19 protein-coding genes are annotated in these 24,044 nt (G+C 69.3%); 12 read left to right on the top strand and 7 right to left on the bottom strand.

Annotated elements, in window-relative coordinates:
- Positions 1-11: 11 nt before the first annotated feature.
- The 3 genes from glpK to ACFYQA_RS10425 form a co-directional block, all read right to left on the bottom strand.
- The gene (gene glpK, locus ACFYQA_RS10435) at positions 12-1,547 is read right to left on the bottom strand and encodes a glycerol kinase GlpK (RefSeq protein WP_388914632.1); all 1,536 of its coding nucleotides are present in this window, start codon (positions 1,545-1,547) and stop codon (positions 12-14) included.
- Between the two features lie 110 nt (positions 1,548-1,657).
- Complete coding sequence (locus ACFYQA_RS10430) at positions 1,658-2,452, bottom strand: MIP/aquaporin family protein (protein WP_388914408.1); 795 nt, start codon at positions 2,450-2,452, stop codon at positions 1,658-1,660.
- A gap of 441 nt (positions 2,453-2,893) precedes the next feature.
- Positions 2,894-3,658, bottom strand: coding sequence for an IclR family transcriptional regulator (locus tag ACFYQA_RS10425; RefSeq protein WP_388914405.1), 765 nt, complete (start codon positions 3,656-3,658; stop codon positions 2,894-2,896).
- Positions 3,659-3,973: 315 nt separating this feature from the next.
- Between ACFYQA_RS10425 and metH the strand changes: the two genes are divergently transcribed.
- From metH to ACFYQA_RS10410, 3 genes are all read left to right on the top strand, one after another.
- Complete coding sequence (gene metH, locus ACFYQA_RS10420; protein WP_388914402.1) at positions 3,974-7,486, top strand: methionine synthase; 3,513 nt, start codon at positions 3,974-3,976, stop codon at positions 7,484-7,486.
- A 126-nt stretch (positions 7,487-7,612) separates the two neighbouring features.
- Positions 7,613-8,353 carry an HAD family hydrolase gene (locus ACFYQA_RS10415; protein ID WP_388914399.1) on the top strand — a complete coding sequence of 247 codons (741 nt, stop codon included), beginning with the start codon at positions 7,613-7,615 and terminating at the stop codon, positions 8,351-8,353.
- 443 nt (positions 8,354-8,796) lie between these two features.
- Positions 8,797-10,401: an ABC transporter substrate-binding protein gene (locus ACFYQA_RS10410; protein ID WP_388914396.1), complete on the top strand. Its 1,605-nt coding sequence runs from the start codon at positions 8,797-8,799 to the stop codon at positions 10,399-10,401.
- Between the two features lie 113 nt (positions 10,402-10,514).
- Here the strand turns inward: ACFYQA_RS10410 and ACFYQA_RS10405 are convergent, their stop codons facing one another.
- Both ACFYQA_RS10405 and ACFYQA_RS10400 read right to left on the bottom strand, forming a co-directional pair.
- Positions 10,515-11,186: a response regulator transcription factor gene (locus ACFYQA_RS10405; RefSeq protein ID WP_055597029.1), complete on the bottom strand. Its 672-nt coding sequence runs from the start codon at positions 11,184-11,186 to the stop codon at positions 10,515-10,517.
- A 69-nt stretch (positions 11,187-11,255) separates the two neighbouring features.
- Positions 11,256-12,218, bottom strand: coding sequence for a RecB family exonuclease (locus ACFYQA_RS10400; RefSeq protein ID WP_388914393.1), 963 nt, complete (start codon positions 12,216-12,218; stop codon positions 11,256-11,258).
- 210 nt (positions 12,219-12,428) lie between these two features.
- Between ACFYQA_RS10400 and ACFYQA_RS10395 the strand changes: the two genes are divergently transcribed.
- The 3 genes from ACFYQA_RS10395 (at position 12,429) to ACFYQA_RS10385 (ending at position 15,929) form a co-directional block, all read left to right on the top strand.
- Entirely contained in the window at positions 12,429-14,120 is a 1,692-nt protein-coding gene (locus ACFYQA_RS10395) for a site-2 protease family protein (protein WP_388914389.1), read from the top strand.
- Positions 14,121-14,212: 92 nt separating this feature from the next.
- Positions 14,213-15,115, top strand: a complete 903-nt coding sequence (locus ACFYQA_RS10390) for a tRNA (adenine-N1)-methyltransferase (protein WP_388914387.1) — start codon at positions 14,213-14,215, stop codon at positions 15,113-15,115.
- Between the two features lie 235 nt (positions 15,116-15,350).
- Positions 15,351-15,929 (top strand): hypothetical protein, encoded by a 579-nt coding sequence (locus ACFYQA_RS10385; protein WP_388914384.1) that lies wholly within the window; start codon positions 15,351-15,353, stop codon positions 15,927-15,929.
- A 117-nt stretch (positions 15,930-16,046) separates the two neighbouring features.
- Here ACFYQA_RS10385 and ACFYQA_RS10380 read toward each other — a convergent pair whose 3' ends face one another.
- Positions 16,047-16,352 carry a ferredoxin gene (locus tag ACFYQA_RS10380; protein ID WP_388914381.1) on the bottom strand — a complete coding sequence of 102 codons (306 nt, stop codon included), beginning with the start codon at positions 16,350-16,352 and terminating at the stop codon, positions 16,047-16,049.
- A 261-nt stretch (positions 16,353-16,613) separates the two neighbouring features.
- Here ACFYQA_RS10380 and arc point away from each other — a divergent pair, with 261 nt between their 5' ends.
- The 6 genes from arc to prcA all read left to right on the top strand — a co-directional run bounded on the left by arc (position 16,614) and on the right by prcA (position 22,810).
- Positions 16,614-18,380 carry a proteasome ATPase gene (gene arc / locus ACFYQA_RS10375; RefSeq protein ID WP_388914378.1) on the top strand — a complete coding sequence of 589 codons (1,767 nt, stop codon included), beginning with the start codon at positions 16,614-16,616 and terminating at the stop codon, positions 18,378-18,380.
- Positions 18,381-18,615: 235 nt separating this feature from the next.
- Entirely contained in the window at positions 18,616-20,127 is a 1,512-nt protein-coding gene (gene dop, locus ACFYQA_RS10370; RefSeq protein WP_388914375.1) for a depupylase/deamidase Dop, read from the top strand.
- 155 nt (positions 20,128-20,282) lie between these two features.
- Positions 20,283-20,498 (top strand): ubiquitin-like protein Pup, encoded by a 216-nt coding sequence (locus ACFYQA_RS10365; RefSeq protein WP_055571807.1) that lies wholly within the window; start codon positions 20,283-20,285, stop codon positions 20,496-20,498.
- A gap of 123 nt (positions 20,499-20,621) precedes the next feature.
- Entirely contained in the window at positions 20,622-21,134 is a 513-nt protein-coding gene (locus tag ACFYQA_RS10360) for an endonuclease VII domain-containing protein (RefSeq protein ID WP_388914371.1), read from the top strand.
- On the top strand, positions 21,086-21,931 hold the full coding sequence (gene prcB / locus ACFYQA_RS10355; RefSeq protein WP_388914368.1) for a proteasome subunit beta: 846 nt from the start codon (positions 21,086-21,088) through the stop codon (positions 21,929-21,931). Before ACFYQA_RS10360 ends, prcB begins: the two co-directional genes overlap by 49 nt.
- Before the next feature lie 75 nt (positions 21,932-22,006).
- The gene (gene prcA, locus ACFYQA_RS10350) at positions 22,007-22,810 is read left to right on the top strand and encodes a proteasome subunit alpha (protein ID WP_388914365.1); all 804 of its coding nucleotides are present in this window, start codon (positions 22,007-22,009) and stop codon (positions 22,808-22,810) included.
- Between the two features lie 107 nt (positions 22,811-22,917).
- On the opposite strand, the gene ACFYQA_RS10345 is transcribed toward prcA, so the two are convergent.
- Complete coding sequence (locus ACFYQA_RS10345; protein WP_388914362.1) at positions 22,918-23,934, bottom strand: LacI family DNA-binding transcriptional regulator; 1,017 nt, start codon at positions 23,932-23,934, stop codon at positions 22,918-22,920.
- Between the last annotated feature and the right edge of the window lie 110 nt (positions 23,935-24,044).

The raw sequence follows: 24,044 nt of genomic DNA, 5'->3' as shown, positions 1-24,044 counted from the left end.
CTTGCTCCTCGTCAGTCTTCGTCCTCGAGCCAGCCCATGGTCCGCTCGACGGCCTTGAGCCAGCTCTTGTACTCACGGTCGCGGATCTCCGCGTCCATGCGGGGGGTCCACTCGGCGGCCCGGCGCCAGTTGGCGCGCAGGTCGTCGGTGTTGTTCCAGAAACCGACGGCGAGGCCGGCGGCGTAGGCGGCACCGAGGCAGGTGGTCTCGGCGACCATGGGGCGCACCACGGGTGCGCCCAGGAAGTCCGAGAGGGTCTGCATCAGCAGGTTGTTGGAGGTCATGCCGCCGTCGACCTTGAGGGCGGCCAGTTCGACGCCGGAGTCCTTCGTCATGGCGTCGGCGATCTCCCGCGTCTGCCAGGCGGTGGCCTCCAGAACGGCGCGCGCGAGGTGCGCCTTGGTGACGTACCGGGTCAGGCCGGCGATCACACCGCGGGCGTCGGAGCGCCAGTACGGGGCGAACAGGCCGGAGAAGGCCGGTACGAAGTAGGCGCCGCCGTTGTCCTCGACCGAGAGCGCGAGGGTCTCGATCTCTGCGGCGGTGGAGATCAGGCCCATCTGGTCGCGCATCCACTGCACCAGCGAACCTGTGACGGCGATGGAGCCCTCGAGGGCGTAGACCGGCTTCTGGTCGCCGATCTGGTAGCCGACGGTGGTCAGCAGCCCGCTGTAGGAGTTGATGATCTTGTCGCCGGTGTTCATCACCATGAAGGTGCCGGTGCCGTACGTCGACTTGGTCTCGCCCTCGGCGAAACAGGTCTGGCCGAACAGGGCCGCCTGCTGGTCGCCGAGCGCGGAGGCGACCGGGATGCCGCCGAGCAGGTCGCCCAGGCTGCCGCCCTTGATCTCGCCGTAGACCTCGGCGGAGGAGCGGATCTCGGGCAGCATCTCCGCCGGTACGCCGATGGACTCGGCGATCTTCGCGTCCCATTGCATGGTGTGCAGGTTCATCAGCATGGTGCGGGACGCGTTGGTGACGTCGGTGATGTGCTTGCCGCCGTCCGCACCGCCGGTCAGGTTCCAGATGACCCAGGTGTCCATGGTACCGAAGAGGATGTCGCCCGCCTCGGCACGCTCCTTGAGTCCTTCGACGTTGTCGAGCAGCCAGCGGGCCTTGGGACCGGCGAAGTAGGAGGCGAGGGGGAGACCCGTCTCGCGGCGGAAACGGTCCTGCCCCACATTGCGGCCGAGTTCGCGGCAGAGGGCGTCGGTGCGGGTGTCCTGCCAGACGATGGCGTTGTGGACCGGCTCACCGGTGTGCCGGTCCCACAGCACGGTGGTCTCGCGCTGGTTGGTGATGCCGATGGCCTTGATGTCGTCCCGCGTGATGCCGGCCTTCTCGACGGCGCCGGCGACGACCTCCTGGACGTTGGTCCAGATCTCGGTGGCGTCGTGTTCGACCCAGCCCGGCTTGGGGAAGATCTGCTCGTGTTCCTTCTGGTCGACGGCGACGATGCGGCCGTCGCGGTCGAAGACGATGCAGCGCGACGAGGTCGTGCCCTGGTCGATGGCGGCGATGAACGGACCGTGGCCGTGGGAGGCGATGCCGGCGGAGTGGTCGTCGGTCACTGTGTGCTCCTGGAGGTTCCTTGGGTACGGGGCTGTACGTACGGCGCTTCTACAAGACTCGGGGTTCCCCGGCAGTGGGGGCACCCTCAGGCGAAGGCGATGTTGTGGACGCCCGCCGCGAGGGCGCCGCCGATCAGCGGACCGACCACCGGGACCCAGGCGTAGGTCCAGTCGGAGCCGCCCTTGTTGGGCAGCGGCAGAAGGGCGTGCACGATGCGCGGTCCGAGGTCACGGGCCGGGTTGATCGCGTAACCGGTCGGCCCGCCGAGGGACAGACCGATGGAGACGACCACGAGGGCCGTGATCAGACCGCCCAGCACGCCGAGGCCGTTGCCCTCGTCGTTCAGGCCCTGGGTGAGCACGGCGATGATCAGTACGAAGGTGCCGACGATCTCCGTGGCGAGGTTCTGTACCGCGTTGCGGATCTCCGGGCCGGTGGAGAAGATGCCGAGCACCGGTCCGGCGCCCTTCTCCCGGGCCTCGACCGCCTTGGCGCCGGCGGCCTGCGTGCCCGGGTCGCCGACGATCTCCTTGTCGGTGAGATGGGCCTGGAACTGGCCGTAGTAGGCCACCCAGACCAGCGTCGCGCCGATCATCGCGCCGAGGAACTCTCCGGCGAAGTAGACCGGAACGTTGCTCCAGTCGCCGTCCTTGATCGCGAGCCCCACGGTCACGGCCGGGTTGAGGTGGGCTCCGGAGAGCGGAGCGGAGATGTACACCGCCGTCATGACGGCGAAGCCCCACCCGAAGGCGATGGCGAGCCAGCCGGCGTTGCGGGCCTTGGAGGCCTTCAGGGTCACGGCGGCACACACACCGCCGCCGAGCAGGATGAGTATGGCGGTACCGATGGTCTCGCCGATGAAGATGTCGGAGCTGGACACCCGCGACTCCTTTGTCCTTCGTCCAGGGAAGCCGACCCCCGGGTCCCGTCGGAGGTCGGCGCCCTCACTGGTGAGAGCGATGCCGGCCCTTGTCACACCCTAACGCGTATTGCCGTTAGGTGTTCGACAATGCCGACCGATGGACGGGAGTCTTCTTCTCTCTCACCTGTGCGTCAAGAGTTTGGTTGCCGAAAGTGCGATCGTTATCGGTTGCCCCGAGATGTCGATCTTCGGAATCGATCCATGGGTGTATGTACCGGACTGTCCGTCACGGAGCACGACGACGACCGGAACGCCGTACGGCGTCCCGGTCCGGGTCTCGTGATGTGTCCGTCGTGCCGGTGCCGCGCGGTGTCCGGCCGGTGTCCGCCCACGGTCCGCACAGGGGCCGCCCGCGGCCCGCAAGGTCTGCCGGGTCCGACCGGCGAGCCCGCGCCGCGCTCAGAACCGCCGGGCGCCCAGGTCCCGCGAGACCGAGCGGGCGCAGTCCCGGACCGCCGCGATCAGCTCGGGACGCAGCTCGCCGTCCTGTTGCAGCCGCTCCACCGCGCCCGTGACGCCGACCGCGCCGACCGGCATGCGCCGCCGGTCGTGGACGGGGGCCGCGACCGAGGCCACGCCCTCCCAGGTCTCCTCGACGTCCGCCGCGTACCCGCGGGCGCGAGTGGCGTCGAGGATCCGTTCGAAGGCGTCCGGATCGCACACCGTCCGGTCGGTGAACGCCTTGCGGTCGGCCTCCAGGGCCTCGCTGTGGGCCACCGGGTCGTAGGCCGCCAGCACCTTGCCCAGAGCCGTGGAGTGCAGGGGCTGCATGGCCCCCACCTCCAGGACCTGCCGGCTGTCGTCGGGCCGGAACACGTGGTGCACGATCAGCACGCCCTGCTGGTGCAGTACCCCCAGGTAGACGCTCTCGCCGCTGGAACGGGCCAGGTCGTCCGTCCACACCAGGGCACGCGCCCGCAGTTCGTGCACGTCGAGATAGGTGGTACCCAGGCGCAGCAGCTCCGCACCCAGCTGGTAACGCCCGGAGGCTTCGTCCTGTTCGACGAAGCCCACCTGCTGGAGGGTGCGCAGGATGCCGTGGGCCGTCCCCTTGGCGAGGCCCAGCGACGAGGCGATGTCCGACAGGCCGAGCCGCCGCTCGCCGCCCGCCAGCAGGCGCAGCATCGCTGCCGCCCGTTCGAGCGACTGGATGTTCCGTGCCATCGCCGTGCTGCCTCCGTCCCCTTCGACCGCCGCCCCGCGACGCTACCTCTGTTCGGCAATGCCGAACACTACCGCCCGATGCCGACCTCCCGCCAACGATCCATCGTCATCGGCCGAGAACCGCGGTGTCGTCCACCGCGTCACCCGAACGCGGGACACCGGGGCCCGTCCATCATGGTCCGGCTTGTGGACGGCCTGAGCGTCGGGGAGCGGTCCCGGCTACGCTGACGGCGTGCCCTGCCCGGGAAGCTCCACCAGGGATCGTTCCGGGCAGCCGCAAAGCCGACAGCCGTCGCACCTGAGGGAGCCCTTTACATGGCCTCGTTGCCGCTGACCCCTTCCCCCGACAGCCGGACCCGCGTGTCCGCGCTCCGAGAGGCCCTCGCCACGCGCGTGGTGGTCGCCGACGGAGCGATGGGCACCATGCTCCAGGCACAGGACCCCACCCTCGAGGACTTCGAGAACCTCGAGGGCTGCAACGAGATCCTGAACCTGACACGCCCGGACATCGTCCGCTCGGTCCACTCGGAGTACTTCGACGCCGGCGTCGACTGCGTCGAGACCAACACGTTCGGCGCCAACCACAGTGCCGCCTCCGAGTACGACATCGCCGACCGGGTGCACGAGCTCTCCGAGGCCGGCGCCCGCATCGCCCGCGAGGTCGCCGACGAGCACGCCGCGCGCGACGGCCGCACCCGCTGGGTGCTCGGCTCGATCGGCCCCGGCACCAAGCTGCCGACCCTCGGCCACATCGGCTACGGCACGATCCGTGACGGCTTCCAGGCCAACGCCGAGGGACTGCTCGCGGGCGGCGCCGACGCGCTGATCGTCGAGACCACCCAGGACCTCCTCCAGACCAAGGCCTCCGTCCTCGGCTCCCGCCGCGCCATGGAGGCGACCGGTGTCGACGTACCGCTGCTGGTCTCCATGGCCTTCGAGACCACCGGCACCATGCTCCTCGGCTCCGAGATCGGTGCCGCGCTCACCGCGCTGGAGCCGCTCGGCATCGATATGATCGGCCTGAACTGCTCGACGGGCCCCGCCGAGATGAGCGAGCACCTGCGCCATCTCGCGCGGCACTCCCGCATCCCGCTGCTGTGCATGCCCAACGCGGGCCTGCCGGTCCTCACCAAGAACGGCGCCCATTTCCCGCTCGGCCCCGAGGGCCTGGCCGATGCCCAGGAGACGTTCGTCCGCGACTACGGACTGTCCCTGGTCGGCGGCTGCTGCGGTACCACCCCCGAGCACCTGCGCCAGGTCGTCGAGCGCGTCCGGGACCTCGCTCCCGTCGAGCGCGACCCGCGCCCGGAGCCGGGCGCCGCCTCCCTCTACCAGAGCGTCCCCTTCCGCCAGGACACCTCCTACCTCGCGATCGGTGAGCGCACCAACGCCAACGGGTCCAGGAAGTTCCGCGAGGCCATGCTCGAGGGCCGCTGGGACGACTGCGTGGAACTGGCCCGCGAGCAGATCCGCGAGGGCGCGCACATGCTCGACCTGTGTGTCGACTACGTCGGCCGCGACGGCGTCGCCGACATGGAGGAACTGGCCGGCCGGTTCGCCACCGCCTCCACCCTGCCGATCGTGCTCGACTCCACCGAGGTCCCCGTCCTGAGGGCCGGCCTGGAAAAGCTCGGCGGCCGGGCGGTCATCAACTCGGTGAACTACGAGGACGGCGACGGCCCCGAATCCCGCTTCGCGCACGTCGCGCAGCTGGCCAGGGAGCACGGCGCGGCGCTGATCGCGCTGACCATCGACGAGGTGGGCCAGGCCCGCACCGCCGAGAAGAAGGTCGAGATCGCCGAGCGCCTGATCGCCGACCTGACCGGCAACTGGGGCATCCACGAGGAGGACATCCTCATCGACTGCCTCACCTTCACCATCTGCACCGGCCAGGAGGAGTCCCGCAAGGACGGCGTCGCCACCATCGAGGGCATCCGCGAGCTGAAGCGCCGCCACCCCAAGGTGCAGACCACCCTGGGGCTGTCGAACATCTCCTTCGGCCTCAACCCTGCCGCCCGCATCCTGCTCAACTCCGTCTTCCTCGACGAATGCGTCAAGGCGGGCCTGGACTCGGCGATCGTGCACGCGTCGAAGATCCTGCCCCTCGCCCGCTTCAGCGAGGAGGAGGTCACCACCGCCCTCGACCTGATCCACGACCGGCGCCGCGAGGGCTACGACCCGCTGCAGAAGCTGATGCAGCTCTTCGAGGGCGCCACCGCCAAGTCCCTGAAGGCGGGCAAGGCCGAGGAGCTGGCCTCGCTCCCCCTGGACGAGCGCCTCAAGCGGCGGATCATCGACGGCGAGCGCAACGGCCTGGAAGCCGACCTCGACCAGGCGCTCGAGACCCGTAAGGCCCTCGCCATCGTCAACGACACCCTGCTGGACGGCATGAAGGTGGTCGGCGAGCTGTTCGGCTCCGGCCAGATGCAGCTCCCGTTCGTGCTCCAGTCCGCCGAGGTCATGAAGAACGCGGTCGCCCACCTGGAACCGCACATGGAGAAGACCGACGAGGACGGCAAGGGCACCATCGTGCTCGCCACCGTCCGCGGCGACGTGCACGACATCGGCAAGAACCTGGTCGACATCATCCTGACGAACAACGGCTACAACGTGGTCAACCTGGGCATCAAGCAGCCGGTCTCGGCGATCGTGGAGGCCGCCGACGAGCACCGGGCCGATGTGATCGGGATGTCCGGGCTGCTGGTGAAGTCCACGGTGATCATGAAGGAGAACCTGGAGGAGCTCAACCAGCGCGGTATCGCCGCCGACTACCCGGTCCTCCTCGGCGGCGCCGCGCTGACCCGCGCCTACGTCGAGCAGGACCTGCACGAGATCTACCAGGGCGAGGTCCGCTACGCCCGCGACGCCTTCGAGGGCCTGCGTCTGATGGACGCCCTCATCGGCATCAAGCGCGGCGTGCCCGGCGCGCAGCTGCCCGAGCTGAGGCAGCGCCGGGTCCGCGCGGCCACCGTGGAGATCGACGAGCGCCCCGAGACCGGTCACGTCCGCTCGGACGTCGCCATCGACAACCCGGTCCCCGAGCCCCCGTTCCGGGGCACCCGGGTGATCAAGGGCATCCAGCTCAAGGAGTACGCGTCCTGGCTCGACGAGGGCGCCCTGTTCAAGGGGCAGTGGGGCCTGAAGCAGGCCCGCGCCGGCGACGGGCCGACGTACGAGGAGCTCGTCGAGACCGAGGGCCGGCCCAGGCTGCGCGGCCTGCTGGACCGGCTCCAGACGGACAACCTGCTCGAGGCGGCCGTCGTGTACGGCTACTTCCCGTGCGTCTCCAAGGACGACGACCTGATCGTCCTGGACGAGGCGGGCAACGAACGCACTCGTTTCACCTTCCCGCGCCAGCGCCGCGGACGACGCCTGTGTCTGGCCGACTTCTTCCGCCCGGAGGAGTCCGGCGAGACCGATGTCGTCGGCTTCCAGATCGTCACGGTCGGCTCCCGCATCGGCGAGGAGACCGCGCGGATGTTCGAGGCCAACGCCTACCGCGACTACCTCGAACTGCACGGGCTGTCCGTGCAGCTGGCCGAGGCGCTCGCCGAGTACTGGCACGCGCGGGTGCGCTCGGAGCTCGGGTTCGCCGGTGAGGACCCGGCCGGGATGGAGGACATGTTCGCCTTGAAGTACCGGGGCGCCCGCTTCTCCCTCGGCTACGGCGCCTGCCCCGACCTGGAGGACCGCGCCAAGATCGCCGAGATGCTCCAGCCGGAGCGCATCGGCGTCCACCTGTCCGAGGAGTTCCAGCTGCACCCCGAGCAGTCCACCGACGCCATCGTGATCCACCACCCGGAGGCCAAGTACTTCAACGCCCGCTGACTCCGCCAGGGGGCCCGTGAATCACCAGAAGCGGTCGCCCCGGGCGCGACGTACACTGGTCGGTCCACCGCAGGCCGGTTCCCCCAAGGGAACCGGCCTGATCGTCCCTTTGACGGAGGTACGTGGATGACCAGTACGGTTCCCGCGCTCGACGCCCTTTCCCAGAGCCTCCGGCCCGCACGGACGGGGAAGCCCCGCCCGGCCGGAGGATCCACCCTTCAGGCCGTATTCCTGGACATGGACGGCACCCTGGTCGACACCGAGGGCTTCTGGTGGGACGTCGAGGTCGAGGTGTTCGCCTCCCTCGGCCACCCCCTCGACGACTCCTGGCGCCACGTCGTGGTCGGCGGCCCCATGACCCGCAGCGCGGGCTTCCTCATCGAGGCGACCGGGGCCGACATCCCCCTCGCCGAACTGACGGTGCTGCTCAACGACGGTTTCGAGGACCGTATCGCCGACGCCCTGCCGCTCATGCCCGGCGCCGCCCGCCTGCTGGCCGAGCTGTCCGAGAACGGCATCCCCACGGCCCTGGTCTCGGCCTCGCACCGGCGCATCATCGACCGGGTGCTCGCCTCTCTGGGCCCTCAGCACTTCGCGCTGTCGGTCGCCGGTGACGAGGTCCCGCGCACCAAGCCGCACCCCGACCCGTATCTGGCCGCCGCCGTCGCACTCGGCGTGGACCCCCTGTGGTGCGCCGTGGTCGAGGACACGGCGACCGGTGTCGCTTCCGCAGAGGCCGCGGGGTGCCACGTCGTGGCGGTGCCCTCGGTGGCCCCGATCGAGGCGGCTGTCCGGCGGACCGTCGTCCCCTCGCTGGAAGCCGTCGACCTGACTTTTCTGCACAGCCTGATGACGGAAATGCGCTAGGTGTTCACCGAACGTAGACCGGCGTACAGGACTGAAATTCCGGGAGTCCGCACCAGACGGCCCCAGCGGGTGTCCGAAGGAATTCGGACCGCTACCGAACGTTGAATTCCGCCCCCTCGGGTCGGATTTCACCTGTGATGTTCACCACTCATAGGGGGCTCGACGGGAGGGTCGGCATGTGATGTCCGCCCCTTTTCGACGGGCCTCCGCGTTCCCTTGTGTCCCGATTGGTGGATCACTGCACCAATCCTGCCGCACCGGCGTTTGTCGGTGCGTTCACACCCGGTTCCACTGCGTGATGGAGGCTCAACTTCGGTGGCTGCGGCCCTTCCCGCGAGTCCGGACTAACCTCATCGCGAGAACCTCGCCCCCATCCCCGTGATCGGTAGCAATACCCCTGTATGCCGCATACACGGAGTCGACAGCTCTGGAGAAACTCGAGCATGAACCGCAAGACTTTGGTGTTGGCGGCCGCGATCGGTCTGCTCGCGCCGGTACTCGCCGGCTGTGGCGATACCGGGGGCGGGAGCGGAGACGGCGACGCGATCGTCGTCGGCACCACGGACCGGTTCACCCTCTCGAAGAGCGACCCCGCGCCGGTCGACCCGGCGTACGCCTACGACGTCGGTACCTGGAACATCCTGCGCCAGACCGTGCAGACGCTGCTGATCCAGCCGCGCGGTGACGGAGCGCCGGTACCCGAGGCGGCCGAGAGCTGCGGTTTCACCGACTCCGGCAACGAGCGGTACACCTGCACCCTGCGCGAAGGCCTGAAGTTCTCGAACGGTGACCCCATCACCGCGGCCGATGTGAAGTACTCCCTCGACCGCGCCCTGGCGATCGAGGCCGACAGTGCTGTCTTCGCGCTGCTGTCCAGCATCGACACCATCGAGACGCAGGGCGACCGCGAGGTGATCTTCCACCTCAAGTCGGCGGACGCCACCTTCCCGTACAAGCTGTCCACCCCGGTCGCGGGCATCCTCCCTGAGGGCTCCTACGACAAGGACAAGCTGCGCGACGGGTTCGACATCGACGGCTCCGGGCCGTACACGTTCGAGCCCGAGGTCAAGGACGGCGAGCTGGTCCGCGCCACCTACGTCAAGAACCCCTCCTACAAGGGGTCCCTGAAGGTCGGCCACGACAAGATCGAGATGCTCTCCTACGAGAGCGCCGAGGCCATGGGCGAGGCGCTCGAGAGCAACGAGATCGACATCATGACCCGAGGCATGTCGCCGGAGCAGATCACGAAGCTCGGCAGCGACTCCGACGACACCGTGGACCTCGTCGAGTCACCGGGTCTGGAGATCCGCTACCTGGTCTTCAACACCGATGCCCCCTCCGTGGAGAACAAGGCCGTCCGCCAGGCCATGGCCCGGGTCATCAACCGCAGCGAGCTGGTCGCCAAGGTCTACGGCTCCCAGGCCGAGCCGCTGTACTCGCTGGTCCCCGCGACCGTCACCGGTCACTCCAACGCGTTCTTCAACCTGTACGGCGACCCCGACGTCTCCAAGGCCCGCGGGCTGCTGGAGGAGGCCGGCATCACCACCCCGGTGAAGATGACGCTGCACTACACGACCGACCACTACGGTCCCGCGACCAAGGCGGAGTTCGAGCAGCTCAGCAAGCAGCTCAACGACAGCGGTCTGTTCGACACCGACATCGAGGGCGCGGGCTGGAACACCTTCAAGACGGCCGGCCAGGAGGGCAAGTTCGACGTCTACGGCATGGGCTGGTTCCCCGACTACCCGGACGCCGACAACTTCCTCGCCCCGTTCCTGGACGAGGACAACTTCCTCAACTCGCCGTACGCCAACACCGAGATCCGCAAGAAGCTGATCCCTGAGACCCGCCGTCAGGCCGACCGGCTGGCCGCTGTCAACAGCCTGAACGCGATCCAGAACATCGTTGCCGAGGAGGTGCCCGTGCTGCCGCTGTGGCAGGGCAAGCAGTACGTTGCCGCGCACGACAGCGTCACCGGCACCGCATACCTGCTCAACTCCTCCTCCACGCTTCAGCTGTGGGAGCTGGGCCGTGGCGTGAGTGGCTGACACGGCGGGCCCGGACCGGGCCCGCATACGCCGAGGGCGCCTCCCGAAAGTCGGGAGGCGCCCTCGGCGTATGCACGTGCGGCGCGTAGCGGCGCCGGGTGAGCGGGCGGGCGCTACTGCGCTCCCGGGCGCACCAGTCCGCTCTCGTACGCGTACACCGCTGCCTGCACCCGGTCGCGCAGCCCGAGCTTCGTCAGGACATGACCGACGTGCGTCTTCACCGTCGTCTCGCTGACGAACAGGTCCGCGGCGATCTCCGCGTTGGACAGGCCCCGCGCCACCAGCTTCAGCACCTCGACCTCCCGGTCGGTCAGCGTGTGCAGTGTGTCCGGCACCGGCTCGTCACCGGACGGCAGATGCGTGGCGTACTTGTCCAGCAGCCGGCGCGTGATGCTCGGGGCGAGCATCGCCTCACCGGCGGCCACCACCCGGATCGCCTGCACCAGCTCATTGGCCGGGGCGTCCTTCAACAGGAAGCCGCTGGCGCCCGCGCGCAGCGCCTCCACCACGTACTCGTCGAGATCGAACGTGGTCAGCACCAGGACCTTCGCCGGGCCGTCCCGCTCGGGGCCGGTGATCTGCCGGGTCGCCTCCACGCCGTCCATCCGCGGCATGCGAATGTCCATCAGGACCACGTCGGGCTGCAGCGCCCGCACCTGGTCCTGGGCCTGGAGGCCGTCCCCGGCCTCGCCGACGACCGCGATGTCCTGCTCGGCCTCCAGGATCATCCGGAAGCCGGTGCGCAGCAGCGGCTGGTCGTCGACCAGTAGGACGCGGATGGCCACGTAAGTCTCCTTCGCTAGTCCGCCCTCATTGTGCCCTGCGCCCTCCGTCCCGCCGGAGTCCGGGGCACCTCACACCGCGTCGGACCCGGCGGTCCGTACCGGCAGCGGATAGGGCGGGGGAGTGCCGCCGAACTCCGGGCAGTGCGCCTGGTGGTCGCACCAGCCGCACAGCTTGGTGGGGCGCGGCCGCCAGTCACCCGTCTCCGTGGCCTCCCGGATCGCCTCCCACAACGCCAGCAGCTTGCGCTCGACGCGCTCCAGATCGGCACGGACGGGGTCGTACGTCACGACATCGCCGCTGCCCAGGTACACGAGCTGCAGCCGACGCGGAATCACCCGCTTCAGCCGCCACACCACCAGGGCGTAGAACTTCATCTGGAACAGCGCGCCCTCCGCGTACTCCGGCCGCGGCGCCTTGCCCGTCTTGTAGTCGACGATCCGTACCTCGCCGGTGGGCGCCACATCCACCCGGTCGATGATCCCGCGCAGCCGCAGCCCGGAATCCAGCTCGGCCTCCACGAACAGCTCCCGCTCGGCGGGCTCCAGCCGGCTCGGATCCTCCAGGCCGAACCAGCGCTCCACCAGCTGCTCCGCCTCCGCCAGCCAGCGCGCCAGCCGCTCACCCTCCGGATCCTCGGCGAACAGCTCCATGACCTCCGGCCGGGACTCCCGCAGCCGGTCCCACTGCCCCGGCACCAGCGCCTTCGCCCGCGGCGCGGTGCGCTCGGCGGCCGGGATGTCGAACAGACGTTCCAGTACCGCGTGCACCAGCGTGCCTCGCGTCGCCGCCTCGCTCGGCTTCTCCGGCAGCCGGTCGATGACCCGGAACCGGTACAGCAGCGGACACTGCATGAAGTCACCGGCCCGCGAGGGGGACAGTGAAGCGGGCGGCGCGGCGGGCCGCACGGCAGGCGCCGCGGCCGCCCCGGCCGTCTCCCTGCCCCCCGTCGTCTTCCCGGCAGTGACCGGCGCGTCCGCCGCCACGACCGGCGTGCTGTCGGACCGCCCCGCGGCCCCGGTGCTCGTCTCCATGTCCACAGACTTTACGGCCCGGCACCGACAGTGACCGCACACGGCGGGGTGACCGAAGGGGGACAAGGGGAAGGAGAGGGAGGGCAGGCGCGGTGACGGAGGGGAACGGAGAGGGGTGCCGAGGCGAAACGTGTGGCAACGGCCGCATACCATCGACTCGAGACCCTCCCGTCCGGCAGGCGCGGGAGACGCAGCGACGAGGGGACACCGGTGGACGCAAGCGGCGGACGCGGGCAGCCGCGCTCCGGCAACGACGAGCCGGCCGAGCGCCACGCAGGGCGCCCGGCAGGCGAACCCACCACGGACGGGGGCCGCTTCGACCCAGCCGAAACCACCCCGAACCCCTCGGACACCCCGAACCCCTCGGACGACCGGTCCGCCGAGCACGCTGCCGACCGCACCCCGCCGACCTCCCAGGACACTCCGCAGAGGACCGGCGGTGCCCCGGCGGAGGCCGGGCCCACACCCCGCAACGGGCCGCCCGAGCAGCCCTCCACCCCGGTGACCTCGCAGGAGCCGGACGAGACCACCGGGGCCCGTGACCCGAGGACCCCGCACGGAACCGACCCCACCGAAACCGACACCCCGACCGGCACCCGTGCGACCGGTCCCCCACCCGACGAGACCCCCGCCGGCCACCGGCCCGCACCCCCCGAGCCGGACCCACCGCACCAGCCCCACCACCACCCCGACCGCCCCCTCGCCCACCCGGCACCCGGCAAGGAATCAGCGCCGCAGCGCCCGGTGGAGCAGCCGCGCGGCGGACTGCTGATGGGACGCCCTTTCGGCGTGCCCGTCTACGTCGCGCCCAGCTGGTTCCTCGTCGCCATCCTCATCACCTGGGTCTTCGGCGGCCAGATCGACCGCGTACTGCCCGAGCTCGGCGCCGCCAGCTACCTGGTCTCACTGTTCTTCGCCGTCGCCTTCTACGCCTCGGTGCTGGTCCACGAACTCGCCCACACACTGGCCGCCCTCCGCTTCAAGCTCCCGGTGCGCCGTATCCAGCTCCAGTTCTTCGGCGGCGTCTCCGAGATCGAGAAGGAGGCAGAGACACCCGGACGGGAGTTCGTGCTCGCCTTCGTGGGCCCCCTGCTCTCCCTCGTCCTGTCCGGCTTGTTCTACCTCGGACTCCTCGCGGTCGACCCCGGCTCCGTACCCGGCGTCCTGCTGGCCGGCCTGATGATCTCCAACCTCATCGTGGCCGTCTTCAACCTCCTGCCCGGTCTCCCCCTCGACGGCGGACGCATGCTCCGCGCGGTCGTCTGGAAAATCACCGGCAAGCCGATGAGCGGCACCGTCGCCGCCGCCTGGGTGGGCCGCGCCCTCGCCATCTCCGTCCTGGTCGGCCTCCCCCTGCTCACCCAGTCCGGAGCCCTCGGCTCCGACGCCGCGGACGGCGTCGGCATGGACACCGTCCTCGACGCCCTGCTCGCCGCCATCCTCGCGGCGATCATCTGGACCGGCGCCGGCAACAGCCTGCGCATGGCCCGCCTGCGCGAGCACCTGCCGGAACTGCGCGCCCGCGCACTGACCCGCCGCGCGGTACCCGTCGAGACCGACACCCCCCTCTCCGAGGCGCTGCGCCGCGCCAACGCCGCCGGAGCCCGCGCACTCGTCGTCGTCGACCCCGACGGCACCCCGCTGTCCCTGGTGCGCGAGGCCGCCATCGTCGGCGTACCCGAACACCGCCGCCCCTGGGTCGCGGTCAGCGGGCTCGCTCAGGACCTCACCGAGGGCATGCGCGTCTCCGCCGAGCTCGCGGGGGAGGAACTCCTGGAAGCCCTGCGTGCCGCACCCGCCACCGAGTACCTGGTCGTCGAGGCGACCGGCGAGATCTACGGCGTCCTGTCCGCGGCCGACGTCGAGCACGCCTTCGTCAAGGCCATGGCCCGCCCCGCCTGACGCCGGCCGTCGCCCGACGGCCGTTTCGCCCGCCGCACGCCCTCGGGCCCCGGATGGTCAGTGGCCCGCGCCGGGACCGGTAGGCTGGTCACATGTCCGAACCGACCGGTGCCGCCCGCCGCCGCGGGCCCTTCAAGGTCGGGGACCAGGTACAGCTGACCGACCCCAAGGGCCGCCACTACACGTTCACGCTCGAGGCCGGGAAGAACTTTCACACCCACAAGGGTTCCTTCCCCCACGACGAGCTGATCGGTGCACCCGAGGGCAGCGTTGTCCGCACCACCGGGAACGTCGCCTACCTCGCGCTGCGCCCCCTGCTCCCCGACTACGTCCTGTCCATGCCCCGCGGGGCAGCCGTCGTCTACCCGAAGGACGCGGGGCAGATCCTCGCCTTCGCCGACATCTTCCCCGGCGCCCGCGTGGTGGAGGCCGGTGTCGGCTCCGGCTCCCTGAGCAGCTTCCTGCTGCGCGCCATCGGCGACCAGGGCATGCTGCACAGCTACGAACGGCGCGAGGACTTCGCCGAGATCGCCCAGGCCAACGTGGAGCGCTACTTCGGCGGCCCGCACCCCGCCTGGCAGCTCACCGTCGGCGACCTCCAGGACAACCTGTCCGACACCGAGGTCGACCGCGTCATCCTCGACATGCTCGCTCCCTGGGAATGCCTGGAGGCAGTCTCCAAGGCGCTCGTCCCCGGCGGCATCCTCTGCTGCTACGTCGCGACCACCACCCAGCTCGCCCGGACCGTCGAGTCCATCCGGGAGATCGGCTCCTTCAACGAGCCGACCGCCTGGGAATCGATGATCCGCAACTGGCACATCGAAGGTCTCGCCGTCCGCCCGGACCACCGCATGATCGGCCACACCGGCTTCCTGCTCACCGCCCGCCGGCTCGCCGACGGCGTGGAGCCCCCCATGCGACGCCGCCGCCCGGCCAAGGGCGCCTACGGCGAGGACTACTCGGGACCCAACGCCGACGCGGGCATCGCACGCTGACACGACCCGCCACCACGACAACGCACGAACGCCGTGGCGCAGTTCCCCACCCACACCGGGAACTGCGCCACGGCGCTCTTCTGTTGACGCGACGCGACGCGACGCGACGCGATGGGACGGGAGGAGACGGGACCTTCCTGCACCACAGCCCCGCACCCCGCCGTTCCCCCGCACTGTGACGTGTGGCACGATGCTGGCCACCCCACCGGCACAGCTCTCACAGGAGACGCTCCTCGTGCAGTCACCCGCCGTTCCGGAGCTCGCACACACGCACACCCGCCCGATCCACTGGGTCGCCACCGCCACGGCCGTCGCAGGTGTAGTGGCGCTCTCCTCCCTGATGCAGCCCAGAGCCGCGACAGCGGCCCAGGCCCCCGCCCCGGAGACGAAGAACGCCCCGGCGCACATCGCACCCCCCGACCCGGCGGCCGTCGAGTTCCCGCTCGAATGCGGTCCGGTGAACGTGGTGGTCAAGAAGCACGCGGCCGGTGACCTGGACGGCGACGGCCGGCCCGAGACGGTGGCGGCCGTCCACTGCGACGCCTCCATGGGCACCCCGCCCGACGGCATGTACGTGCTGACCCAGGCCGCCGGAGCCGCCACGCCCCGCGTGGTGGCCACCCTCGTCGACCCCAAGGACCGCACCAACGTCGACGACTTCGCCGTACGCGAAGGCGAGATCACCGCGGCGATTCTCGACTACTCGTCCACCGACGTGCCCCGTTGCTGCCCCGACGTGCGCAAGAGTGTGAAGTGGCACTGGGACAACGGGGCGTTCGTCCAGTCCGAGCCCTCCGGCGCCCGGAGCGTGTGAACCCGGCGCGGACGCACCTCGCGCAACTCGGGGCACACACCCCGGCACACGCCCACGCTCCGGAGCGCCCGAGAACGCGTGAAAAAAGGACAGTGGCGACGAGCGGTGCCGAACCGGTCACCCGGCGTCCGGCCCGTACACCTCCACGCCGTCCGCCACGCGACGCACATGGATGCACTCGCCCGGACACTCCTTCGCGGAATCGACCACGTCCGTGAGAATCGGCAGTGGCACACGCGTCGTAGCCCCTGTGGCCTGCAACAACTCGTCGTCCGAGCCCTTCACGTACGCCAGCCCGTCGATATCCAGCTCGAACACCTCGGGCGCGTACTGCACGCAGATGCCGTCGCCGGTACACAGGTCCTGGTCGATCCAGACCTCCAGGGCCGCACCCTCGACTCCGGCCTCCTGCTGCACGCTCATCTCTCCTGCCGTCTCCCCGTGTCCCGGTCTCACGCGTCGAACCGAACGGGAATCCGGCCAGCTCCGACGGGTGTTGAACACATCGACCCTACCTCCGCCGGGGTTCCCGTCACCCTCGGTGGGTATTCCCCTGGCGTGAGGGAGAGCGCAAGGGTGAAGATCGGACACACCCCGACCGTCTTTGTGATCTAGGGGTTTCAATCGACACCCGCCCAGGTAGGGTCTGGAAGCGTCCAGCTCCCCTTGGAGGAGGTGAGGACCGTGGCAGCCCACGACGACGACATGAACCGCGGCATCCGCCCGGGACGCGGGTCTGAGGACCCGGCCGGGCAGATTGCCTACCTTGAGCAGGAGATCGCCGTCCTGCGACGCAAGCTCGCCGACTCTCCGCGACACACGAGGATTCTCGAAGAGCGGATCGTCGAGCTGCAGACCAACCTGGCCGGCGTGTCCGCCCAGAACGAACGACTCGCCGGCACGCTCCGCGAGGCCCGCGACCAGATCGTGGCCCTCAAGGAAGAGGTCGACCGGCTCGCACAGCCCCCGGCCGGCTTCGGAGTCTTCCTCATGGCGAACGAGGACGGCACCGCCGACATCTTCACCGGCGGCAGAAAACTCCGGGTGAACGTGAGTCCCGGCGTCGACCTCGACGAGCTCCGGCGTGGCCAGGAAGTGATGCTCAACGAAGCGCTCAACGTGGTCGAGGCCATGAAGTACGAGCGCGTCGGCGACATCGTCACCCTCAAGGAGATCCTCGAGGACGGCGAACGGGCACTCGTCCTCGGGCACACCGACGAGGAACGCGTGGTCCGGCTCGCCGAGCCCCTGCTGGGCATCACCATCCGCCCCGGCGACGCGCTCCTGCTCGAACCCCGCTCCGGGTACGTCTACGAGGTCGTCCCCAAGAGCGAGGTCGAGGAACTCGTCCTCGAAGAAGTCCCCGACATCGGCTACGAGCAGATCGGCGGCCTCGGCAACCAGATCGAAGCCATCCGCGACGCCGTCGAGCTGCCCTACCTCCACCCGGACCTGTTCAAGGAGCATGAACTGCGCCCGCCCAAGGGTGTCCTGCTCTACGGGCCCCCCGGATGTGGCAAGACGCTCATCGCCAAGGCCGTGGCGAACTCGCTGGCCAAGAAGGTCGCCGAAGTGACCGGAGTGGCCGCCGGCAAGAGCTTCTTCCTCAACATCAAGGGCCCCGAGCTTCTCAACAAGTACGTCGGCGAGACCGAGCGGCAGATCCGCCTGGTCTTCCAGCGGGCCCGCGAGAAGGCCAGCGAGGGCACCCCCGTCATCGTCTTCTTCGACGAGATGGAATCCCTCTTCCGTACCCGTGGCTCCGGCGTCAGCTCCGACGTGGAGAACACGATCGTCCCGCAGCTCCTCGCAGAGATCGACGGCGTGGAGGGCCTGCAGAACGTGGTCGTGATCGGTGCCTCCAACCGTGAGGACATGATCGACCCCGCCATCCTGCGGCCCGGCCGGCTCGACGTGAAGATCAAGATCGAACGTCCGGACGCCGAGGCGGCCAAGGACATCTTCGGCAAGTACCTCACCCCACGCCTCCCGCTGCACAGCGACGACCTCGCCGAGCACGGCGGCGACCGGGGCACAACGGTCCAGAGCATGATCCAGTCCGCTGTGGAACACATGTACGCCGAAACCGAGGAAAACCGCTTCCTGGAAGTCACCTACGCCAACGGAGACAAGGAAGTCCTCTACTTCAAGGACTTCAACTCCGGCGCCATGATCGAGAACATCGTCGGCCGCGCCAAGAAGATGGCGATCAAGGACTTCCTCGAAAAGACCCAGAAGGGCCTCCGCGTCTCCCACCTGCTCCAGGCCTGCGTGGACGAGTTCAAGGAGAACGAGGACCTGCCCAACACCACCAACCCCGACGACTGGGCCCGGATCTCCGGAAAGAAGGGCGAGCGGATTGTTTACATCCGCACCCTCATCACCGGAAAGCAGGGCTCGGACACCGGACGCTCCATCGACACGGTGGCGAACACCGGTCAGTACCTGTAAAAGACAGGGCGGCTGCGGGTGCCCTCAGTGGGTACCCGCAGCCGACTGTTTTCTGCAGCCACCACCGGAACACAGCAATGACGCAAATGATCTCCCCACCAGTGCAAAGGCGTTCTAGGCTCTTCAATACCGCCGAGTCGCACAGTGCGGGGACGGGCACCGCACACGCACCGGAGCGCCAGCGGTACTTGAGCAGCGCCCCCGACCGGGGACGCCGCCAGGCAAGGAGGGCCGCATGACCGTACGGCGAGTAATGGGCATCGAGACGGAGTACGGGATCTCCGTCCCCGGCCACCCCAACGCCAATGCCATGCTCACCTCGTCCCAGATCGTGAACGCCTACGCGGCGGCGATGCACCGGGCCCGCCGGGCCCGCTGGGACTTCGAGGAGGAGAACCCGCTGCGGGACGCGCGAGGCTTCGACCTCGCCCGCGAGGCCGCCGACTCCAGCCAGCTCACCGACGAGGACATCGGCCTCGCCAATGTCATCCTCACCAACGGCGCACGCCTCTACGTCGACCACGCACACCCCGAATACAGCGCCCCCGAGGTCACCAACCCCCGCGACGCCGTCCTCTGGGACAAGGCCGGCGAACGGATCATGGCCGAAGCCGCAGAACGGGCCGCCGCGCTCCCGGGCGCCCAGCCCATCCACCTGTACAAGAACAACACCGACAACAAGGGAGCCTCCTACGGCACCCACGAGAACTACCTGATGAAGCGGGAGACGCCCTTCTCGGACATCGTCCGCCACCTCACCCCGTTCTTCGTCTCACGCCAGGTCTTCACCGGCGCGGGACGCGTCGGCATCGGCCAGGACGGCCACGAACACGGCTTCCAGCTCAGCCAGCGCGCGGACTACTTCGAGGTCGAGGTCGGTCTCGAGACCACGCTGAAGCGCCCCATCATCAACACCCGCGACGAACCCCACGCCGACGCCGAGAAGCACCGCCGGCTCCATGTGATCATCGGCGACGCGAACCTGTCCGAGATCTCGACCTACCTGAAGCTCGGCACGACCGCGCTCGTACTGTCGATGATCGAGGACGGCTTCATCGCCGTGGACCTCGCCGTCGACCAGCCCGTACGGACGCTGCACCAGGTCTCGCACGACCCCACCCTGAAGCGGCTGGTCACGCTCCGCAGCGGCCGCACACTCACCGCCGTCCAACTCCAGATGGAGTACTACGAACTCGCCCGCAAATACGTCGAGGAACGGTACGGAGCCGACGCCGACGACCAGACCAAGGACGTCCTGACCCGCTGGGAGGACACCCTCAACCGCCTGGAGAACGACCACATGAGCCTGGCCGGCGAGCTGGACTGGGTCGCCAAGCGGCAGGTCATGGAGGGCTACCGGCGCAGGGACGAGCTGGACTGGGACGCCGCCCGGCTGCACCTCGTCGACCTCCAGTACGCCGACGTACGGCCCGACAAGGGGCTCTACAACCGCCTCGTCGCCCGCGGCAGCATCAAGCGGCTGCTGGACGAGACAGAGGTCGAGCGGGCCCGGACGAAGCCGCCCGAGGACACCCGCGCCTACTTCCGCGGACGCTGCCTGGAGCAGTACGCGGACGACGTCGCGGCGGCCTCCTGGGACTCGGTGATCTTCGATCTGCCCGGCAGGGACTCGCTCCAGCGCGTCCCAACCCTGGAACCGCTTCGCGGAACGCGTAATCATGTCAAGGAGCTTCTGGACCGCTGCCGAACGGCAGAAGACCTGGTCAGGGTGTTGTCCGGCAACTGAGCCGGCCCACACGACCGGGCCGCCGGACAGGGTGGAAAGTCCGGCGAAAGGGAATCATCGAGGTGGCCGCCGTACGTTGTAGGAACTACGGGGCCCATGTCGGATCCTGCTTGTAGGGTCTGATCAAGAACGTCGAACCGAGCGGGGTGAGGGTTATGGCGACCAAGGACACCGGCGGCGGACAGCAGAAGGCGACGCGTTCCACCGAGGAGGTCGAGGAGGCGCCCGAGGCGCAGGCATCCGAAGACCTCAAGGAGCGCCAGGAGCAGCTGAGCGACGACGTGGACGACGTCCTCGACGAAATCGATGACGTACTCGAGGCCAACGCCGAGGATTTCGTGAGGTCCTTCGTTCAGAAGGGCGGGCAGTAGGCGCCACATTCCTTCGAATTGAAGGTGGGCGGGGAGTTCGGGGTGGTACAAGCCTCAGGGGCGAAGCGCTGCTCGCGCTGCAAGCCACGTTTGCCGCGATCGGCCTTCGCCAGTGACAAATCCATGCCCGACGGCCTCCAGGCGTACTGCCGAGAGTGCTCTGCCGAGTACTACAGGCAGCGCCAGGAGGCCAAGGGGAAGAAAGTTCGCGAGAAGGTTTCGGTGCCGTCGGGTCACAAGCGGTGCCCGCAGTGCGAAGCCGTGAAGCCGCATACCGAGTGGGAACGAAACAGTTCCTGCTCGGACGGCTGGTCGAGCTACTGCCGCGACTGCCGGGCGGAGCGGAACCGGATCAGCTATTTCAAGCGCAAGTACGGGCTCGCTCCCGCGGAGCTGGACGCGATGGTCGCGGAGCAGCACGGTCTCTGTTGCATCTGTCTTGCCGCTCCCGCCGCACATGTGGATCACTGCCACAGGACGGGTAGGGTCCGTGGCGTACTGTGCTTCAGTTGCAATGCCGTGCTGGGGCAGTTCAAGGACCGGCCCGATGCCATAAGGCGGGCTGCCGCTTACGTGGAAGGAATCGCGTGGAAGCCAACACTCGTAGCACCGGGCGTCTGCCGGCTGCCTTCCTGACTCCCGGGTCGTCGTCCTTCATGGACTTCCTGTCGGAGCATCAGCCGGAGATGCTCCCGGGGAAGCGGCAACTGCCGCCCATCCAGGGCGTGATCGAGGCACCGCACGGGACCACGATCGTCGCCGTGAGCTTCCCCGGTGGTGTCGTGCTCGCCGGTGACCGCCGGGCCACCATGGGCAATGTCATCGCCCAGCGGGACATCGAGAAGGTGTTCCCCGCGGACGAGTACTCGGCGGTGGGTATCGCCGGCACGGCGGGGCTCGCCGTGGAGATGGTGAAGCTGTTCCAGCTGGAGCTGGAGCACTTCGAGAAGGTCGAGGGCGCGCAGCTGTCCCTGGAGGGCAAGGCGAACCGGCTGTCGACCATGATCCGGTCCAACCTCGGGATGGCGATGCAGGGCCTGGCCGTGGTCCCGCTGTTCGCGGGGTACGACGTGGACCGGGAGAAGGGGCGGATCTTCTCCTACGACGTCACGGGCGGGCGTTCGGAGGAGCAGGGGTACGCGGCCACCGGTTCCGGGTCGGTCTTCGCGCGCAGTGCCATGAAGAAACTCTTCCGGAGCGATCTGAGCGAGTCCGAGGCGACCATCCTGGTGGTGCAGGCCCTGTACGACGCCGCGGACGACGATTCGGCGACCGGCGGTCCCGATGTCGCCCGCCGGATCTACCCGATCGTCACGGTGATCACCGAGGACGGCTTCCGCCGGCTCACCGAGGACGAGGCGTCCGGGATCGCCCGGTCGGTGCTGGAGCGGCGGCTGGAGCAGCCGGACGGTCCGCGTGCCGCGCTGCTGTAGGGCACGGGGTTCGTTGGTGACGGTCCTTCATCCAGCCTCCATCCAGTGACTTCGACAGAAAGGGACGGTTGACCCGTGTCGACGCCGTTCTATGTCTCACCCCAGCAGGCGATGGCCGACCGGGCGGAGTACGCCCGCAAAGGAATCGCGCGCGGCCGCAGTCTGGTCGTGCTGCAGTATGCCGACGGCATCGTATTCGTCGGCGAGAACCCGTCCCGTGCGCTGCACAAGTTCAGCGAGATCTACGACCGGATCGGTTTCGCCGCCGCCGGTAAGTACAACGAGTACGAGAATCTGCGGATCGGCGGTGTGCGCTACGCAGATCTGCGGGGTTACACCTATGACCGGGACGACGTGACCGCCCGGGGTCTGGCGAACGTGTACGCGCAGACGCTGGGCACGATCTTCTCGAGTGCGGCGGAGAAGCCGTACGAGGTGGAGCTGGTGGTGGCCGAGGTCGGTGAGACCCCGGAGGGTGACCAGATCTACCGGCTGCCGCACGACGGTTCCATCGTCGACGAGCACGGCTCGGTGGCGGTGGGGGGTAACGCGGAGCAGATCAGCGGTTATCTGGACCAGCGGCACCGGGACGGCATGACGCTGGCCGAGGCGCTGGCGCTGGCGGTGCAGTCGCTGTCGCGGGACACCAATGGCGGTGAGCGGGAGATTCCCGCGGAGCGGCTGGAGGTGGCTGTGCTGGACCGTACGCGGCCGCAGCAGCGGAAGTTCAAGCGGATCACCGGTCGGCAGCTGGCGCGGCTGCTGGAGGTCGGCGGTGCGGAGACGGCGTCCGAGGCGGAGGCCGATGTGGAGGCGGAGGACGAAGCTTCAGGTGCGTCCGGGGGTCGGTCCGAGGGCACGCCGGGGGGCAAGGAGTAGCACCGGCCGGCATCCGTTTCGTTCGGGTGGGCCGGTGGGCCGGTGGGCCTGTGCGGCCCGGTGGGGGTGTGAGTCCGTGGTGCGGGCGGGCACCCCCACCGGGCGTTTCAGGGGTGTGGGGCGGGCGGGGCCGTCGATTCCCGGATCACCAGGTGGACGGGGATGTCGCCGGCGTCGGGGGTGCGGTGGTCGAGGACTGCGAGAAGGGCTTGCATGCCGCGTTCGCCGAAGAGTTCCGCGTCGAGGCGGACGGTGGTGAGTTCCGGGTCGAGGGCCGTGGCCAGAGCCAGGTCGTCGAGGCCGGTGACGGAGAGGTCGTCGGGGATGCGCAGGCCGAGCCGGCGGGCTGCCTTGTAGGTGCCGGCGGCGAGCTGGTCGTCGTCGCAGACGACGGCGGTGGGGCGGCCGGGGGTGGCCAGGGCGGCGTGGGCGGCGGCGACGGCGCCCTGGATGGAGATGGGTGACCGGGCGGTGCGCAGGGTCGTGCCGGGGACCGCGGCCAGCTGGGCCGCCAGTTCGCGGGCGCGTACGTCGAAGGTCCAGGAGGGGACGTCCGCCGCCAGGTGGAGGACGTCGCGGTGGCCCAGGTCCAGGAGGTGGCGGGCGATGTGGCGGATGCCGTCGGCGATGTCGAGGTTGACCGTCGCGGCGCCCAGGGTGCTCCCGGGGTCGCTGTCGAGCATGACCAGGGGGAGCTGGTCGCCGCGGATCGCGGTGAGGGCGTCCGCGGCCATGGAGGAGGCGATGACGCCGTCGAGGGCGGCCTGCCCGGAGGCGAAGGGGTTGCGGGCGGGGCCGATGCCTTCGGGGGAGGGGTAGAGAACGACGCCGAAGCCGTGCTGGGCGGCGACGCGCGCGGCTCCGGTGTAGACGCCGGCGAAGAACTCGGTGGTGAGGGCGGGGACGACCAGGAGTACCGTGCGGGTGTGGCCGAGGCGCAGGTTGCGGGCGGCCAGGTTCGGGCGGTAGCCGAGGGTGTGCGCCGCCTCGCGTACGCGTTGCGCTGTGGTTTCCGAGACGCGGCCGCGCCATTTGTCGCCCATGACGAGGGAGACGGCGGCCTGGGAGACGCCGGCGGCCTGCGCGACGTCCCGGCTGGTGGGGCGGGTCTGGGCTCGGGCCACCGTGGGACCGCTCCTTCGACTGGACTCCGTCTGGACTGGCGAACAGCGGACATGGTACGTATGAAGAACTAGGTTATACGTACAACGTCGGGGTTCCGGGGGAGCACCGG

This window comes from Streptomyces sp. NPDC005774 (assembly GCF_042871645.1).
In the GTDB taxonomy this organism is placed as follows: Bacteria; Actinomycetota; Actinomycetes; order Streptomycetales; family Streptomycetaceae; genus Streptomyces; species Streptomyces pratens.
Note: the sequence above shows the minus strand (reverse complement) of the source record. Positions and strands in the feature narration are given on the sequence as shown.

What these genes read in the sequence shown, in the direction of transcription:
- ACFYQA_RS10380 (WP_388914381.1), bottom strand. Translation starts at nt 16,352, where the DNA reads ATGAGCGTGCAGCAGGAGGCCGGAGTCGAGGGTGCGGCCCTGGAGGTC.
- ACFYQA_RS10425 (WP_388914405.1), bottom strand. Translation starts at nt 3,658, where the DNA reads ATGGCACGGAACATCCAGTCGCTCGAACGGGCGGCAGCGATGCTGCGC.
- metH (WP_388914402.1), top strand. Translation starts at nt 3,974, where the DNA reads ATGGCCTCGTTGCCGCTGACCCCTTCCCCCGACAGCCGGACCCGCGTG.
- ACFYQA_RS10390 (WP_388914387.1), top strand. Translation starts at nt 14,213, where the DNA reads ATGTCCGAACCGACCGGTGCCGCCCGCCGCCGCGGGCCCTTCAAGGTC.
- ACFYQA_RS10415 (WP_388914399.1), top strand. Translation starts at nt 7,613, where the DNA reads ATGACCAGTACGGTTCCCGCGCTCGACGCCCTTTCCCAGAGCCTCCGG.
- ACFYQA_RS10365 (WP_055571807.1), top strand. Translation starts at nt 20,283, where the DNA reads ATGGCGACCAAGGACACCGGCGGCGGACAGCAGAAGGCGACGCGTTCC.
- ACFYQA_RS10400 (WP_388914393.1), bottom strand. Translation starts at nt 12,218, where the DNA reads ATGGAGACGAGCACCGGGGCCGCGGGGCGGTCCGACAGCACGCCGGTC.
- ACFYQA_RS10410 (WP_388914396.1), top strand. Translation starts at nt 8,797, where the DNA reads ATGAACCGCAAGACTTTGGTGTTGGCGGCCGCGATCGGTCTGCTCGCG.
- ACFYQA_RS10360 (WP_388914371.1), top strand. Translation starts at nt 20,622, where the DNA reads ATGCCCGACGGCCTCCAGGCGTACTGCCGAGAGTGCTCTGCCGAGTAC.
- dop (WP_388914375.1), top strand. Translation starts at nt 18,616, where the DNA reads ATGACCGTACGGCGAGTAATGGGCATCGAGACGGAGTACGGGATCTCC.